The organism is Geobacillus sp. FSL K6-3411, assembly GCF_037965715.1.
Lineage (GTDB): Bacteria > Bacillota > Bacilli > Bacillales > Anoxybacillaceae > Geobacillus > Geobacillus thermodenitrificans.
Genome location: NZ_CP150187.1, coordinates 1,425,896 through 1,441,270 on the forward strand (window position 1 = coordinate 1,425,896; position 15,375 = coordinate 1,441,270).

Sequence of the window (15,375 nt, forward strand, 5' to 3'; positions counted from 1 at the left end):
GTTAGGAGGGGAAAAGAATGGCGAGAACGATTTCCTTCTCAACGGCATTGAACGAAGCGATGAGACTAGCGATGCAAAAAGATGAAAATGTCATTTTGTTGGGGGAAGATGTCGCTGGCGGTGCAACGGTTGATCATTTGCAAGACGATGAAGCTTGGGGAGGGGTCATGGGGGTTACGAAAGGGCTCGTACAAGAATTTGGGAGAGACAGAGTGTTGGATACGCCGATTGCTGAAGCCGGATATATCGGGGCTGCTGTGAGTGCCGCAGCGACAGGGTTAAGGCCGATTGCCGAATTAATGTTTAACGATTTTATTGGGAGTTGTTTAGATGAAGTGATGAACCAAGCGGCTAAACTCCGCTATATGTTCGGTGGAAAGGCGAAAGTGCCCTTAACGATTCGCACGATGCACGGCGCAGGGTTTCGGGCAGCAGCACAACACTCGCAAAGTCTATATGCGCTTTTCACCCATATCCCAGGGTTAAAAGTTGTCGTTCCCTCTACCCCAGCGGATGCGAAAGGGCTGTTGCTCGCTTCTATTTTTGATGACGACCCGGTTATCTTTTTTGAAGATAAAACGCTTTATAACATAAGAGGGGAAGTAGAAGAGGGGTTTTATACTATTCCTTTCGGAAAAGCGGACATTAAAAGGGAGGGAGATGATTTAACGATTGTCGCCATCGGCAAGCAGGTGCATACAGCTTTACAGGCAGCTAAGATGTTACAAGAAAAGGGGATTGAAACAGAAGTGATCGATCCGCGAACGCTGTCTCCGCTTGATGAGGAAACGATTTTGTTATCTGTAGCGAAGACAGGACGGCTCATTGTCGTTGATGAGGCAAATCCGCGCTGCAGTGTAGCTACTGATATCTCGGCACTTGTAGCAGATAAAGGATTTGATTATTTAGATGCCCCCATTAAAATGATCACTGCCCCACATTGTCCTGTTCCGTTTTCACCGGCGTTAGAGGACCTCTATTTGCCGACGCCGGAAAAAGTGTTGCGTGCGGCAGCGGAGATTATAGGAGACGAAACGATTGTACCAGTATAAATGATATTAGCGTGTTGCCGACAGGACGTGGCAACACGCGCTCCTTGTATTTATTGGAAAAGGGGAGAGGAAATGTGGCTGTGGAAATTATTATGCCAAAGCTAGGAATGAGCATGGAAGAGGGAACGGTCGTCGAGTGGCTGAAGAAAAAGGGGGATCCGGTGAAAAAAGGCGAATCGGTCGTTGTGATCAGCTCTGATAAAATTGAAAAAGATATTGAAGCACCGCAAGACGGGGTGCTATTAGAGATTGTCGTTCAACAAGATGAAACAGCAAAAGTGGGAAATGTGATCGGCTATATCGGGGAACGAGGAGAAGATATGAATAGAGCTGCTGAAGAGGCAGCAACCAAGGTGGTGAAAGAGGAAGCCGAAGTTTCATCAAAACATATGTTGCGGGTTTCTCCGGCGGCAAGGAAGTTGGCGCGCGAAGCCGGGATCGATTTGCGTGACATTGTAGGAACAGGGCCAAAAGGAAGGGTGACGAGGGCGGATGTCGAAAAGGCGATTCAATCCAAACAAGCATCGTTATCCCACAATGATCAGACAGCCCCAAGTCGCCTACATGCGATCAACCATCGGAAAAATGTAGGCAGTGAACAACAAGGACTTCTCCAACTAGATGTCACTTCGCTTCAACATGAGAAGGTGACAATCAAACCCGTGACAGGAATGCGGAAAGTGATTGCTTCAAGAATGTTTGCCAGCCTGCAGCAAACCGCTCAACTCACTATTCATATGAAAGCAGATGTCACTAAGTTGGTTAACTTGCAAGAACAGCTGAAAAATGACTGGCAAGACGATCCGAATATCAAATGGACTATTACTGATTTTATCGCCCGGGCAACGATTTTAGCTTTGCAGGCACATAAACAAATGAACAGTCTCTATCAGGATGGACGCATCTACACGTATGAGTCCATTCATTTAGGAATCGCAGTAGCATTGGAAAACGGTCTTGTTGTCCCAGTCATACGATATGCAGAGAAGCTTTCGCTAAAGGAACTGTCGCAAAAAATTAAGGAATGTAGCACCAAGGCAAGGAATGGAGAATTGAGCAGTGAAGAAATGACAGGGTCTACATTCACGATCACTAGTTTAGGAGCGTATGGCGTAGAATTTTTCACTCCTGTGTTGAATCCGCCTGAGGTAGGAATTCTTGGTGTTGGAACTGTGACAGATATGGCCGTGTTTGTAGGAGATGCTGTTCAAAAAAGAAAGAGTTTACCGTTGAGCTTAACATTTGACCATCAAGTGATGGATGGGGCACCTGCGAGCCAGTTTCTTGGGATGATCAAATATTATTTGGAGAACCCTTATAAATTATTATGGTGACAGGGATGCAAGCGTAAAGATGCAGAAAGAATATAGACGCAAAAATATTACTTATCTGTTTCGTTTGCCGCAAATCTATGGCTTGTCTTTCAAATTCGATTCAATCGCCCTGCAAAGACCAGAATAGGTCATTGTTAGGCAACCAATCGTGATGCACGGTTGGTTGCTTTTATTTTTTGGGATTCATGCTGTTGGATTGAACGGAAAGACATCGAGGATGCACACAAGTGGGGAAGAAGCAATACAATACGATAGGCGGTGATCAATATTGGACTGATGGACTCTTGGCTGTAGTGGCAGACATGTACTGCTTCTGGATGGAGTTCCATTGCCTGGTGAAAAATTTTTTCTTTAGAGTAGTAGCGAAATATTCAGCTATTTTGTAAAATTAATATAAAAGGAAACTACTAGCTTCTACTATTGAAAGATTTATCATGTAGTGAATATTTAATTATACTAATATATTTTCATGTTTATTAATAATAGTGACATACTATTAGTAAAATGTGTTATAATAAATTGTGTAACCGCCCTCAACAAGGTAAACGGGGGTATCAGTGGAATCATTTCGAGCGGTCGCTCACCGCTTTTGTAAATATTAGTAGATAGGGATGGTAAACATGGGCAACAAACAAACCAAAACTGATGTGATCTTAATCGGCGCCGGCATTATGAGCGCCACGTTGGGAACGTTGTTAAAAGAGTTGGCACCGGAGTGGGACATCACTGTATTTGAAAGACTGGAAGAAGCAGGAGTGGAAAGCTCCAACGAGTGGAACAATGCCGGAACAGGGCATGCGGCTCTTTGCGAGCTGAACTATACCGTTGAGAAGCCCGATGGGTCCATTGACATCAGCAAAGCCATCAAAATCAATGAGCAATTTTACGTTTCCTTGCAGTTTTGGGCTTATTTAGTGAACAGCGGGGTGCTTCGTGATCCAAAAGAGTTCATTCGTCCGTTGCCTCATATGAGCTTCGTGCAAGGGGAAGACAATGTCGCATTTTTGAAAAAGCGGTATGAAACAATGGTGAATAACCCGCTGTTTAAAGGCATGGAATTTTCTGATGATCCGAAAAAGTTGGCCGAATGGATACCGCTCATGATGGAAAATCGCGTTGTGAACGAGCCGATCGCAGCTACGCGGATCGAATCAGGAACAGATGTGAACTTTGGGGCACTGACGCGCAAACTGTTTGAGCATTTAAAACGGAAAAATGTCGAGATTCATTACCGTCATCATGTTGATGACATCAAGCGGACAAGCGACGGTCTATGGGAGTTAAAAGTGCGCGATTTAGATAGCGGCGCTGTTGAACGTCATGTGGCCAAATTTGTCTTCATTGGTGCTGGGGGAGGAAGCCTCCATCTGTTGCAAAAATCCGGTATTCCGGAAGGAAGAGGGATTGGCGGATTCCCGGTCAGTGGATTGTTTATGGTGTGCAACAATCCGGATGTGGTTGAGCAGCACCATGCGAAAGTGTACGGCAAAGCGAAAGTCGGCGCGCCGCCGATGTCGGTTCCGCATTTGGATACGCGGTTTATCAACAATCAAAAAATGTTGTTGTTTGGACCGTTTGCCGGCTTCTCGCCGAAGTTTTTGAAAAACGGGTCGATGCTCGATTTATTTACATCGGTCAAACCGCATAACCTTTTGACGATGTTGGCGGCAGGCGTGAAAAATATGGCGCTTACCAATTACTTAATCCAGCAAGTGATGTTGTCGAAAGAACAACGCATGGAAGAGTTGCGCGAGTTTGTTCCGACAGCCAAAAGCGAGGAATGGGATGTCATTGTTGCTGGCCAGCGCGTGCAAGTGATCAAAGATACGGAAGCTGGCGGCAAAGGAACGTTGCAATTCGGTACAGAAGTCGTCCATGCGGCTGATGGTTCGATTGCGGCGTTGCTTGGCGCCTCGCCAGGCGCTTCGACCGCGGTTCATGTCATGCTAGAAGTAATCACGAAATGTTTCCCGGAACGAATGAAAGAGTGGGAGCCGAAGGTGAGAGAAATGATTCCTTCCTACGGTGTATCGCTCATGAAAAACGAACGACTTTTGCACGACATTCAAGCCGCAACAGCGGAGATGCTCGGTTTAAGAGAAGGACTGGCATTGCAGCTCGTTTGAATGTGTGTGATTCAGTAGATTGCCGGCCTGTGGCGCTCAGCGCCCATAAACAACAAGCTGCCCGAAGACGAAGGGCAGCTTTTTTTTAGCAGAACTTTCCTGTTGTTGGCCGTTGCTGCATGGAAGGCTGAAATGAGCTATACTGTATAGACAAACAGATCAAATCAAACAGGTCGGCTTTTGTCTATATTGGCCTGATTGGTGCCGCGGTTTGGAACGGCATTGGTCAAGTTATCAGACAATGTTGTAGCGGTAAACGAATAGATTAGGATACAATGTCCCCGTGCTTAAAGGCAGAGGGGCCTTGCGCAGGTTTCGTAAGGGGGTGATGTAATGAGGTGGGTGTCGTCATTAGAAAAGCGTCACTTTTTAACTTCGTTTTTGCAAAATTATCGCTTAAAGCATCCGGATGCCCGGTTTGTGCTCAATTATTTGCTTCAACATCCGCATTTGCTTGAAAACGTCCATTTTACCGAAAACGGGCAAAAACAAGCACGGTGGCTGATTATTTCGGCTGCGACGGCGGAGGAAGAAGGGCTTGTTTTTTATCGCGGTGGCCAGAAAAGCACGGGGTTGGCGGCGATTATGGGCGATTTGGCGCTGCGCCCGAATGAACCGTTGTATTTGACGCTTTACTTTCCGGGGAAGGCCAGAAATTTTTCGTATCTTCGGCTGATTGATCATCGGGCATTTGAGAACGTTCGTCGGCATGAGCGCCATGAAAAAATGGCGAAAGAAGCCGAGCAAGTGTTGGATGAAGCGTTAAAGCGTCATGAAATATCAAGGTTAAGACTGCAAATTGACCAGGCGCTCGACCGTAAAGATATGGATTTGTTTCAGAAGCTGACCGAACAATTAAAAAAATACGAAGGACAAAGCTGACGAGCAGCTATCAGCTTTGTCCAAGCGGCGCAACGCTCTATCGAATTCGCAGTCGATAAGACCTTTGTTTGACGAGTGTGATGGCAATCGGCTCGGTCGGCGGCCGTTTATTTCGAACACGGCGCGGCGTTAGGCAAGCGGGGCGATGGCGCTCGTGACGTCATAGTCATGAGGGTCGAGTTCGGTCGGGATGCCGAGCACGAGCTTGGCTAGTTCCGCCCCTAAATAAGGGCCGACGGTGAGCCCTGAGGAGCCGAGGCCGTTGGCGATGTAAAGGCCGGTAAAGCCGGGAAGTACCCCAAAGATCGGGAGAAACCCAGGTGTGCGCGGACGGAATCCAACCCGCGTTTCGATGTATGTGCAAACGGAGAGCCCTGGCGCAACGGTGAGCGCTTTGTCCAATAATTCGTGCATTCCTCCGGCGGTAGGGCGGACGTCCAAGCCTGCTTCATCTTCGTGTGTTGTTCCGATCACCATTCTACCTCTTGGAAAGGCGAGCATATACTGATTGCTCGGTGGCATGACAACAGGCCAATGGGACGTGTCGTGGTTCGGATGTTCTAAGTGAATGAGTTGTCCTTTTTGCGGTGTGACGAGCAGCTCGATGCCTAGAGGGCGAAGCAACTCGCCGGCCCAAGCGCCCGCCGTGATGATGACAGCTTCAGCGGCATAAGTCGTTCCATCCGCTTCCACGCCGATGATGCGCGTTCCCTGATGGAGAAGGCGAGCATTTCCACGAACATGAATGGCCCCGAGCTTTTGGGCCGCATTGAGAAGTGCAGTGCGCAGCGCTCGGCCGTTGACGCGAGCTCCCCCGCTTACATAAATGGCCTGATACCCATCAGCTAGTAGCGGAAACAACTCTTTTGCTTCCTTCGGATCAAGTTGCACGATGTCCCCGATTTCCGGTGCATCTTCGCGCCGTTTGAGAGCGCGCGCTTTCATCTGCTCAAGCTTTTGTTCATCCGTATGCAAGCAGAGCGTCCCGACGCGCGCATAGCCGGTTTCCGTTTCTCCATATGATTGCAGTTCTTCAATGAGGGAAGGATAAAACTTCGCCCCGCCTTTCGCCAATCGGTACCATTTTTGGTTGCGGCGCTGCGACAACCAAGGGCAAACGATCCCCGCCGCCGCATCGGTCGCCTGTCCTTTGTCACCGCGGTCGATGATCGTCACGGCAGCCCCTTCTTTCGCTAAGTGGTAGGCCACCGCCGCTCCTAAAATGCCAGCTCCGACAACGATGTACGATCCCATACTAACACCTTTTCCTTTTTTCTACTAGCATACCATACATAGTGCAAACGGAGAAGCTGCAGGGGAAGCTTGAATGGCTGATCGGTGAGCACAGTGCCGAAAAGCTTCCTTTTCTTAAAAGCCGCTAGGCATATTTTTTCCGTAAAAAATTTCGTCCATTTCTCTCTTCAGTTTGGCGGTCGTTTCCTCTACTTCTTGTTTAGATAAGGCATCTTTCGTATGTCCGAATAGATAGTTGTCTAAATCAAACTGCCGCAGCTTGCATTTTGTATGGAAAATGTTCTCTTGATAAATGTTCACGTCAATCATATCGTACTTCTCACGAATATCTTCTGGAATATAATTTTGAATCGATGTAATATCATGGTCAATAAACAATTTGTATCCGTGAATGTCACGTGTAAACCCGCGCACGCGGTAATCGATTATCATAATGTCGGCTTCAAACGACTGAATCAAATAATCGAGCGCTTTTAACGGCGAAATTTCTCCGCAGGTGACGACGTCAATATCGGCACGGAACGTACTAATTCCATCACTCGGATGGTATTCTGGGTATGTATGAACGGTAATATGGCTTTTATCAAGCGAAAGCACGACTGCCTCAGGCAACGGCGCCTCGGCTTGCGGCACTTCTACAACCGGCCCTTCGGAAACGAGCATCGTCACACTTGCGCCTTGCGGAACGTAATCTTGTTTGGCGATGTTTAACACATGGGCGCCGATGATGTCGGCGACGTGTTTCAAAATGTTTGTCAGCCGCTCGGCGTTGTAAACATCGTCGATATAGGAAATATACGCTTCCCGCTCCTTGGGTGTTTTCGTATAGCAAATATCGTACATATTGAAGCTGAGCGACTTCGTCAAATTGTTAAACCCGTGCAATTTCACGTGCGGTGTGTCGTTCATGGCTTAGATCATCCCTTTCGTTTTTTCTTAATTTGTCCGATTTGCACCCAATATAGTTGCTGTTTTGTGTAGAAAGGAATGGAGGCCAACTTCTCACTGCTAGATGGGCTCGATGGTTCTGTAAACAATCGGGTCTCTAGGCCAAAGTCGGCAAGAGCGGTGGACAAACACAATTATATAGAAAAAAGGACACCCCTTAGGCCGTTTCATGGCCGTTTGGGGTCGTCCCGCTTCAACTTGCTTGTTTTGCTTCATAGTCCCGAATCACCGAACGGACGATATGCAGCGAATCCCACTCGCCGCCGGAAAAAAAGATGATCGGGTACTTTTTCGGAAACAGGAGCGCCTGAATTTGTTTTGGCGGCGTTCCTTTTTCGTATAGGTCGATGATCGTGCCTTGGAGTTCAAGCAAATAGTCGAGCTTTCGCTGCAACGCCTCACGCCCGTTCGGGAGATAGCCGGCATGGGCGCAAAAGACGTCACCGAAATCGTACGTCAACACGTGTTGCAAGGAGGCGATGATCGTCGGAATGTCCTCCTCACGCAAGATGACTTTCGTTTTCTCTTGGCAGTATAAGTCGCCGCTAAACAGCTGCCCCGTTTCGCGGTTCAAAAAGACGACATGATCGATCGCATGGCCGGGCGTTGGGATCACATCCCACGTTGCGTTCCGGGAGGAAAACGTGGCGCCGATGGGTTTGGCGGCAAACGGGTCACGCTTTCCCCAAAAGATTTTCCGATACAATGGATAGTCCGCCTTTTGCCGGCAATACTCGATCATCGGCTCATTCATATAGATGGGCAATCCCATCGTTCGCTGCAAAAACGCCGCACAACCGGTATGGTCTTCGTGAAAATGAGTGATCACGACTTGGTCGATGTCTTGCTGTTGGAAAAACGAGGTGAATTCGTTTTCCATCGATTTTGCGCCGGTGTCAATCAAGACGCCGTCAACGACGAAGCAACGGACGGCAAGCCGAACACCTTGAAACATGGCCGTTCCTTTGGCGATATGCACATGTTGGACTATGTCCGTTTCAAACCGTTTTTTGATCACTTTATTGATCCACATGGTGAACGTCCCTCCTTTTATGCGGAGATGCTGGCACCATTATACCACAAAGAATGAATGTTCATTCATTTTTTGTTGTCAAATGGATCGATCAATCATCGTGTATGTCTGGGCGATATCAAAACAAAGCCTACGATAGTTCAACTGATTTCAATGATAAGCTGGTGAATATTCCTTATTTTTGGGGGAGTAGACGTTTGGTCAAGATGAACCATTAGAAAAAAGAAAGGGATGTTTCCTAGTACAGGAAGTATGGTAACATAATAGAAAATGATTTACATAGAAGAAGACACTCCATTTCGGCTTAACTAAACGAAAAAGGGAGAGGAAGAGGCGATGGATGCAGGGATGATAGCCTTTTTCGTGGCCATGGGATTTGCGCTTATTGTGCATGGCGGGCTTTGGTATTTGATTGTGAAGAAAAAGCGATATGAACTTATTTCCGGATTTGCGCTCCGTCCAAAGGAAGAGCAGGAGCTATTAATGGAAAACGGCTATGTGGAAGCAACGGGGAAATTGCTTTTCTATTCATGGTGGCTGCTGTTTATTGCCGTGTTAGCATACATATTTCGTTTACCGTATGTATTTGAGATTGGGTTAGCTGTTTTTCTCGTTTTTTTGCTTGGCGGCACTATTTACATTCAACGTTATGAAGTGAAACGGAAACGAAAAAAATATATTTGGCTTACAAGTGGAATTGCAGTAGCGGTCATCGCTTTGATTGTCGTGCTAGGATATTATGGGTTCCGGGAAAACGAAGTAGTCGTCCAGCCCGGGAAGTTGATTGTCATGGGAGAATATGGGGAAGAGTGGTCGACTCGCGACATTGAAGAGGTTCAATTATTAAAAGAGCTGCCAGAGGTCGTCTTTAAGGCCAACGGATTTGCGGCATATGGCCGATTGAAAGGGGAGTTTGTTCTTGAAAAACCGTACGGCAGGGGCAAGTTGTTTATCGTTAAGTCATCTTCACCGTATTTGTATGTGAAGCGGAGAGACGGGGCATACATCATGCTTAATCGCCGCACACCGGAAGAGACAAAGGAATTGTTCCAAGCGTTACAACAGCAGATAGATGATGAGCGTTCCTCCCAGTAAACGTCGGGCGATAGCAAGGGGAAGGAGGTCAGGATTGCATCCGTCCCATGAACGGTTGGTTATATCATCAGAAACGATGTCGGCACGATCATCGAAAACGAATTCGCCGCTTTTAGGGAAATGAAGAAAAGCCATTCCGAAAAGGCATGAGTGCGTTCGGAATGGCCTTTTTTCGATTTGGACGTCAGTAGGCTGTCCAGCCGGAATCGGCGACAATGACGGCACCGTTGATGAAGCTCGAGTCATCAGAAGCTAGAAACAGGGCGATTTTTGCGATTTCCTCCGGCTCGCCGATGCGTGGATTCAAATGGGCACCAGCTGTGGCCCGCTCCATTCCGAACGGATGGGGAGCGGTGATCGTTGCGCCGATGTTGGTGCTCACGCCGCCGGGAGCGATGGCGTTGCAGCGAATCCCTTCTTTCGCGTATTGGAAGCCAACGTTTTTTGTCAATCCGATGACGGCGTGTTTTGAAGCGGTGTAGGCGGCGCCGGCCCGCGATCCGTTAAGCCCGCCGACAGAAGCGATGTTGATGATCACTCCGCTTTTTTTGGAAAGAAAAATCGACAATGCTTTCCGGGTTGCTCGCATTACACTTGTGGTGTTAACGGCAAACACTTTCTCCCACCATTCATCGGTCACATCAGCGGCAGGTACAAAGTTGTCCATTATTCCGGCATTGTTGACTAAAATGTCGAGTGAACCAAACGTTTGCACTGTCTCATCGATCAACCGTTCCACATGTTCCTTATTAGCGACATCGGCGGTGATGCCGATCGCCGTGCCTCCATTTTCCGTAATTTCTTTGACAACCGCCTGTTGTCCTTCTTCATGAATATCCGAGACAACAACTTTCGCCCCCTCTTTGGCGAACAGCTGGGCGATGGCTTTTCCCATACCCGAGGCAGCACCTGTGACGATGGCAACTTTTCCTTCTAACTTCATGTTTTCTCCCCCTTATTGAAAACGATCCATCCGTCTGTATTTACCCGCTATGTACGCTAGGAATCACATTTTTGTTTGTCAAATTTGTGATCATACGATACTAATCGTTGGTGATCGTACACGTTTTTCATAATCATAGAAACAAGACAGGGAATTTTCAGTGTATGGTTCCTTTGAACATCATCCATTCCATCAGTCGATTCATGAACGATCAGGACGGGGAGCGGTTTGTGAAGGCGGACGGCCTCTTCATTTTTCGTCAAAGGAGAGACAATCCTAGCCGCTCATGAAAGATGGAGATGAAACAGCTCAAGCGTAGAATTTGTGAATGAGCGTTATGACATCCTTGAAGGGACGGGGGACGTGTGGGAACACTTCGAAGAATAGCTCCTCAAAAAGCTCCCGCAAAGTATTCATTCACTCTGAAGGAGGATCGGTTTTGCCTATTGACTCATCGGCATGGTAAAATAGAAGGAAATGATGGGAAAATTTTGGCAAAACCAATGGAGCAGCATTTGAGCCGCTGTGTTCGAGAGTGGAACGGCTTACTTTTGATCGTTGGAGGGATGTTCGGTGAAAACGATGATCCAGGCTTTCGCGATTTCGCTCGTTGCCCATGTCGTGTATATTGCGGCAACGATCAGTCTTGGGTACTGGAAAACAAAGATGTATCAACCTGACATCGCCAGCGCCTGGGAGAGCGTCGATCAGTTGTCGAACGAAGTGGTGTTCGGTCAAGCGGGACCACCGATTGTTTATGTATGGTCATTGATCGGAGTGACGATGATTAGTGCAGTAGTGCTGTATGTGTACAAAGCGGCTCGAAGATAAAGGAGAAGGTGACACAAAGGAGGCGGACAACGCCTTTTTCGCGGATCGGCCTCATACATGCGAGTAGCGCTTGGCATTTGTAGTTGTATTGCTTTATGGGGATGGGTTTCTTTCATACAACGAATGGATTCGCGCACGGGAATATAAAGAAGAAAAAGGAGAACAGGAGATGACTGTTCTCCTTTTTTCATGGTGCAGGCAGTGAAGGTGCCGCTTCCCCTCTCTGTGGAAACCTTTTATCCATGAGACGTGATATTCGTATTCGTTCCCCTTAGCGAGGGGAAAGGGCATCTGTTCATGGACAATGTCAAGTTTCCTTTTCATGAGGAAACGCTGTTAGAAAAGCGAAGCTTTGTAGTATATAACAAAATGGTAAATATAATTTTACTAAACAAGACTTTATTAGTTGGATAAAATTGATAATAGTAATAAAATGTTTACTAAGTGAGGTGTCTGCTTATGACCATGATGAAAGAAATCGCTGAAGAGTTTGTTGCTTTAATATCCAACTTGTTTGGCAGGTTTAGCGAGTTAAATAAAGGGGCAACCGAATTATCACATATGCAGAATCATGTCATGGAATTTATGTATATGCAACAAAGGGCAATGAATCTTAAGGAGATCAGTAAGGGGTTAAATGTAGCAAAGCAACAGTTAACAATCATCATTAGGAACTTAGAGGCTAGAGGCTATTTGACCAAAATGCCGGATCCGAAAGATAAACGGGCTGTTTTAGTTTCTTTGACCCCTAAGGGAAAAGAAGTGATCGAAAAAAAATGGACGTATATATACGAGAGATTTTTGGAAAAGTTCATCCGATTGGATGAGGAAGAGCAGCTGGATTTTCATTTTGCTCTTCATAAACTGAATGTGTTGCTGAAAAAAATGGAGGACGAAGCATGAGTATTCAAGGATAAGATCTAAGTCAGGAATGTTTGCCGCTGAAACGAGATGGGCTCATATCATGATTCTACGTGAAAAGTATGCGGAGGGATTTAACTATGGAGATAAGAGCTGATGGGGTTCACAACATTCATTTGGAAAACGAAAAAGAAACGTTGCTGATTACTCTGTATGCAAAAGCTTTGGATTATCACTCTAAGCATTCCATTCTGAATGATAAAAAATCGGCCGAGTTAGTGAATGCCATTGATTATGACTTTGAGAAGCTCAATCGCTTTCCAAATGGCAATCTCATGGTTGTGAGAGCCAAACAATTCGATACATGGTTGGCCGACTTTCTTCAAATTCACCCGAATGCCACTGTATTGAATCTCGGTTGTGGCCTTGACACGAGAGTATCAAGAATAAATCCTTCATCGAATGTGAGTTGGTTCGATGTCGATTATCCCGAAGTGATCAAAATACGCAAACAGTTTTATTCAAATCGCGACGGATATGAAATGATTGCCTCTTCGGTTACAGAAGAGGGATGGTTAGAAAAGATTCCTAGCGATAAACCAGTAATGATTATCGCTGAAGGACTGTTGGAATATTTTACAGTTGAAGAAGTAAAAACATTGTTGAATCGACTCACGAATCATTTTGTTCATGGACAGATTGCATTTGATGTGATGAACTCATTTGCTATAGAATCTGGGAAGGAATCTTTAAAAGAGGTGATAGGCGCCGAACATCGATGGGCTGTTGATGATACGAATGAAGTTGATCAGTTGAATGGAAAGATGAAAAAAATAGCGGACTTATCGATTTTTGAATCAACATTTATTAGTCAACTCCCGTTAAAATATCGTTTCATTTATGCTTTAATGTATAGAATTTCAAATTTTAGAAATATGATACGGTTGCTTTTGTATCGATTTTGATATATAGACTCTCATGGGGCAAAAAATCATCATCAACGGAAGGATGAAAATATATCCCTGTCGAATGATGTCGTCTGAGATTTTATTTTGGAACCCGGATATGTTTGTAGACGTTTGAGACGGACCGTAGTTACATGACACGAATGGCAAATCGGTTGTGAAAAAGCTGAACGCAATATGGTACAGGTTAAGGGAAAGGGGGATGCCTTTAAAATGGAGAAGAGCCGCATTCGGCCCTCTCTCATAGTTCTCCTCTTATAGGCTTGTTCGTTGTCGGAATGGACAGCGGGAACATTGGAGGTTGATGTCAGAAAGAAAGGTGTTTGTCCCCCATCTTGATCAAAAACAAAACCCCACTTTCAAGCGAAAGTGGGGGAGAAGGTTAAGAAGCAGGGTCGTAGCCCACCACTGTCCATATGCCTGTCGCGTCTTGCCGGATCAGCCGTTTCAAGTATACGCGCTTGATAGGCGCGTTGTCGGCGTTCACTTCCACGACGGCTTCCTTGCCATTGTTTTGAACGATGCGCAAGTCTTCATAGCGAATCGGGTAGTCTCCGGTAATCCCTTCAGGAGACATTTGCAGGCTTACAAATACTTGGGCTACAAACACAGGATCTAGTTTCCACGGCGAGCTGCCCGCATCCACACTTTTTTGATCGTTCTTTTCCTGCTCCAAGTCAACAGGAACGTTCACTTTTGGTTTGGACGAGGATGGCTCCTCTTTTGCAGGCATTTCAAAAGCACCGTTTGTCAGCTCTTTCGTGAATGCGACTAAATCCTCCAAATCGGCATGGCCGATGACGGCGTATTCGAACCCGTTTTGCCGCCAGCGAATCGAATGGAGGTCCGTCAGGCCGGCATACGATCCTCCTGCCCCGAGCACGCCTGCCTCTTCCACAACCGGTGATTGAATTTCAGCGGTCTGTTGATGGATTTTCCCGACCATCGCGTTTGGGGCCAGTTTCCATTTGCCGGTGGCTTTTCCTTGGATGATGACGATCTCTTTGTTCGATGCCCGGTAATAGATTTTGACAAGTTTTTTGTCGGGTACGATCGCGATGCGATCTTGGACATAACCGGCTGGAATTTGGTTGATTACGTCAGGCAGAAATCCGATGATCTCATTGACTTCACCGATGTTGGCGACAATTTGTTCTGGGTTTTGGTTGATTTCTTGAAATCCTTTTGGCACATGATAAGCTAGTAGTTTTTCAGGGATCGCATCATTCCATTCGATTTTTGTGTACGTAATTTTATATTGGATTCCATGATGCATCGCATATTGTTTTTGCAACGGAAGATGTGTTTCCTTATCAATCCAGATCCGATAAGGCTCTCCTCCTTGCGGGGTGACTTCAACAACCCAAGATGGACGGTTGGCTGCCTTCTCTTCCCCGATGGTCTTTGTTGATACGGCTTGTTTAATTTCCTTGATTTCGTTCCCAAGTTCAAAGGCAAAACGGTACGGATCCGGAAAGGCAGAAAATCGATGAACTTGTTTTTCCGAATGATGGATCTGCCATTTCGTTTGCCCGTTATTGACGGTAATCAATCCTTTATTTGAACCCTCTAGTTCTTGTATATAATAGCGACCTTGTTTGTCGGCCCAAATTTCCAATTTGGCTTGTGTAGTAGTCTTGCCTTGGGCATTCGTTTCGACAATTTCCAAAAATCCATGGTAGGCGTTGACGTCTTGAAAGGCTTTTTCCATCGCCTTTACGATGTTGGGTTGGTCAAAAAGTGAAACGATATGCATCAGCAGCGATAGGGCCAGCACAGCAGCGATGCCGACGATGCTGGCCATCCAGGCCCGTTTTTTCTTTTTCGGTTTTGTCGGCACTAGCTGATCAGTAACTGTACGAACCAGTTTGGCCGGAAAATTCCGCTCCGGCATGGCAGGCTCCCTGAGACTGCGAACGAGCCTGACGGTATGAAACAGCTCTTGCAACTCGGGATCTGCCGCTGAATGTTCATGCTCTTTTGGTTTTTTCTCGGCGTTCAACTGGTCAATATAATCGGATAAGCGGCGTTCGTTGTCGTGCATCGATAGA

13 protein-coding genes are annotated in these 15,375 nt (G+C 46.4%); 8 read left to right on the forward strand and 5 right to left on the reverse strand.

Annotated elements, in window-relative coordinates; translation table 11 throughout:
* Positions 1-17: 17 nt before the first annotated feature.
* The 4 genes from NSQ22_RS07250 to NSQ22_RS07265 all read left to right on the forward strand — a co-directional run bounded on the left by NSQ22_RS07250 (position 18) and on the right by NSQ22_RS07265 (position 5,394).
* Positions 18-1,052: an alpha-ketoacid dehydrogenase subunit beta gene (locus NSQ22_RS07250; protein WP_029760948.1), complete on the forward strand. Its 1,035-nt coding sequence runs from the start codon at positions 18-20 to the stop codon at positions 1,050-1,052.
* Positions 1,053-1,126: 74 nt separating this feature from the next.
* On the forward strand, positions 1,127-2,386 hold the full coding sequence (locus NSQ22_RS07255; RefSeq protein ID WP_327986511.1) for a dihydrolipoamide acetyltransferase family protein: 1,260 nt from the start codon (positions 1,127-1,129) through the stop codon (positions 2,384-2,386).
* A gap of 611 nt (positions 2,387-2,997) precedes the next feature.
* A complete protein-coding gene (locus NSQ22_RS07260; RefSeq protein ID WP_181372671.1) occupies positions 2,998-4,512 on the forward strand; it encodes a malate:quinone oxidoreductase in 1,515 nt (504 codons plus the stop codon).
* A gap of 333 nt (positions 4,513-4,845) precedes the next feature.
* Entirely contained in the window at positions 4,846-5,394 is a 549-nt protein-coding gene (locus NSQ22_RS07265) for a YpiB family protein (protein ID WP_029760946.1), read from the forward strand.
* A 129-nt stretch (positions 5,395-5,523) separates the two neighbouring features.
* Here NSQ22_RS07265 and NSQ22_RS07270 read toward each other — a convergent pair whose 3' ends face one another.
* From NSQ22_RS07270 to NSQ22_RS07280, 3 genes are all read right to left on the reverse strand, one after another.
* Positions 5,524-6,648: an FAD-binding oxidoreductase gene (locus tag NSQ22_RS07270; RefSeq protein ID WP_008879468.1), complete on the reverse strand. Its 1,125-nt coding sequence runs from the start codon at positions 6,646-6,648 to the stop codon at positions 5,524-5,526.
* A 114-nt stretch (positions 6,649-6,762) separates the two neighbouring features.
* On the reverse strand, positions 6,763-7,557 hold the full coding sequence (gene speD / locus NSQ22_RS07275; protein WP_011887234.1) for an adenosylmethionine decarboxylase: 795 nt from the start codon (positions 7,555-7,557) through the stop codon (positions 6,763-6,765).
* 232 nt (positions 7,558-7,789) lie between these two features.
* Positions 7,790-8,629 carry an MBL fold metallo-hydrolase gene (locus NSQ22_RS07280; protein WP_087959958.1) on the reverse strand — a complete coding sequence of 280 codons (840 nt, stop codon included), beginning with the start codon at positions 8,627-8,629 and terminating at the stop codon, positions 7,790-7,792.
* A 336-nt stretch (positions 8,630-8,965) separates the two neighbouring features.
* On the opposite strand from NSQ22_RS07280, the gene NSQ22_RS07285 reads away from it, so the two are divergent.
* Entirely contained in the window at positions 8,966-9,724 is a 759-nt protein-coding gene (locus NSQ22_RS07285; protein WP_011887235.1) for a DUF3784 domain-containing protein, read from the forward strand.
* Between the two features lie 184 nt (positions 9,725-9,908).
* Here the strand turns inward: NSQ22_RS07285 and NSQ22_RS07290 are convergent, their stop codons facing one another.
* Positions 9,909-10,667, reverse strand: a complete 759-nt coding sequence (locus NSQ22_RS07290; RefSeq protein WP_087959959.1) for an SDR family oxidoreductase — start codon at positions 10,665-10,667, stop codon at positions 9,909-9,911.
* 582 nt (positions 10,668-11,249) lie between these two features.
* Between NSQ22_RS07290 and NSQ22_RS07295 the strand changes: the two genes are divergently transcribed.
* The 3 genes from NSQ22_RS07295 (at position 11,250) to NSQ22_RS07305 (ending at position 13,324) form a co-directional block, all read left to right on the forward strand.
* Positions 11,250-11,498, forward strand: a complete 249-nt coding sequence (locus NSQ22_RS07295; RefSeq protein ID WP_216367225.1) for a hypothetical protein — start codon at positions 11,250-11,252, stop codon at positions 11,496-11,498.
* Positions 11,499-11,957: 459 nt separating this feature from the next.
* Positions 11,958-12,401: a winged helix DNA-binding protein gene (locus NSQ22_RS07300; RefSeq protein ID WP_008879462.1), complete on the forward strand. Its 444-nt coding sequence runs from the start codon at positions 11,958-11,960 to the stop codon at positions 12,399-12,401.
* A gap of 98 nt (positions 12,402-12,499) precedes the next feature.
* Positions 12,500-13,324 (forward strand): class I SAM-dependent methyltransferase, encoded by an 825-nt coding sequence (locus NSQ22_RS07305; RefSeq protein WP_008879461.1) that lies wholly within the window; start codon positions 12,500-12,502, stop codon positions 13,322-13,324.
* A 382-nt stretch (positions 13,325-13,706) separates the two neighbouring features.
* Here NSQ22_RS07305 and NSQ22_RS07310 read toward each other — a convergent pair whose 3' ends face one another.
* Positions 13,707-15,368 (reverse strand): sigma-E factor regulatory protein RseB domain-containing protein, encoded by a 1,662-nt coding sequence (locus NSQ22_RS07310; RefSeq protein WP_060475790.1) that lies wholly within the window; start codon positions 15,366-15,368, stop codon positions 13,707-13,709.
* Positions 15,369-15,375: the final 7 nt, after the last annotated feature.

Excerpts from the sequence above, each read along its gene's own strand:
- NSQ22_RS07250 (WP_029760948.1), top strand. The coding sequence starts at position 18 with ATGGCGAGAACGATTTCCTTCTCAACGGCATTGAACGAAGCGATGAGA.
- NSQ22_RS07260 (WP_181372671.1), top strand. The coding sequence starts at position 2,998 with ATGGTAAACATGGGCAACAAACAAACCAAAACTGATGTGATCTTAATC.
- NSQ22_RS07265 (WP_029760946.1), top strand. The coding sequence starts at position 4,846 with ATGAGGTGGGTGTCGTCATTAGAAAAGCGTCACTTTTTAACTTCGTTT.
- NSQ22_RS07270 (WP_008879468.1), bottom strand. The coding sequence starts at position 6,648 with ATGGGATCGTACATCGTTGTCGGAGCTGGCATTTTAGGAGCGGCGGTG.
- speD (WP_011887234.1), bottom strand. The coding sequence starts at position 7,557 with ATGAACGACACACCGCACGTGAAATTGCACGGGTTTAACAATTTGACG.
- NSQ22_RS07280 (WP_087959958.1), bottom strand. The coding sequence starts at position 8,629 with ATGTGGATCAATAAAGTGATCAAAAAACGGTTTGAAACGGACATAGTC.
- NSQ22_RS07285 (WP_011887235.1), top strand. The coding sequence starts at position 8,966 with ATGGATGCAGGGATGATAGCCTTTTTCGTGGCCATGGGATTTGCGCTT.
- NSQ22_RS07290 (WP_087959959.1), bottom strand. The coding sequence starts at position 10,667 with ATGAAGTTAGAAGGAAAAGTTGCCATCGTCACAGGTGCTGCCTCGGGT.
- NSQ22_RS07295 (WP_216367225.1), top strand. The coding sequence starts at position 11,250 with ATGATCCAGGCTTTCGCGATTTCGCTCGTTGCCCATGTCGTGTATATT.
- NSQ22_RS07300 (WP_008879462.1), top strand. The coding sequence starts at position 11,958 with ATGACCATGATGAAAGAAATCGCTGAAGAGTTTGTTGCTTTAATATCC.
- NSQ22_RS07305 (WP_008879461.1), top strand. The coding sequence starts at position 12,500 with ATGGAGATAAGAGCTGATGGGGTTCACAACATTCATTTGGAAAACGAA.
- NSQ22_RS07310 (WP_060475790.1), bottom strand. The coding sequence starts at position 15,368 with ATGCACGACAACGAACGCCGCTTATCCGATTATATTGACCAGTTGAAC.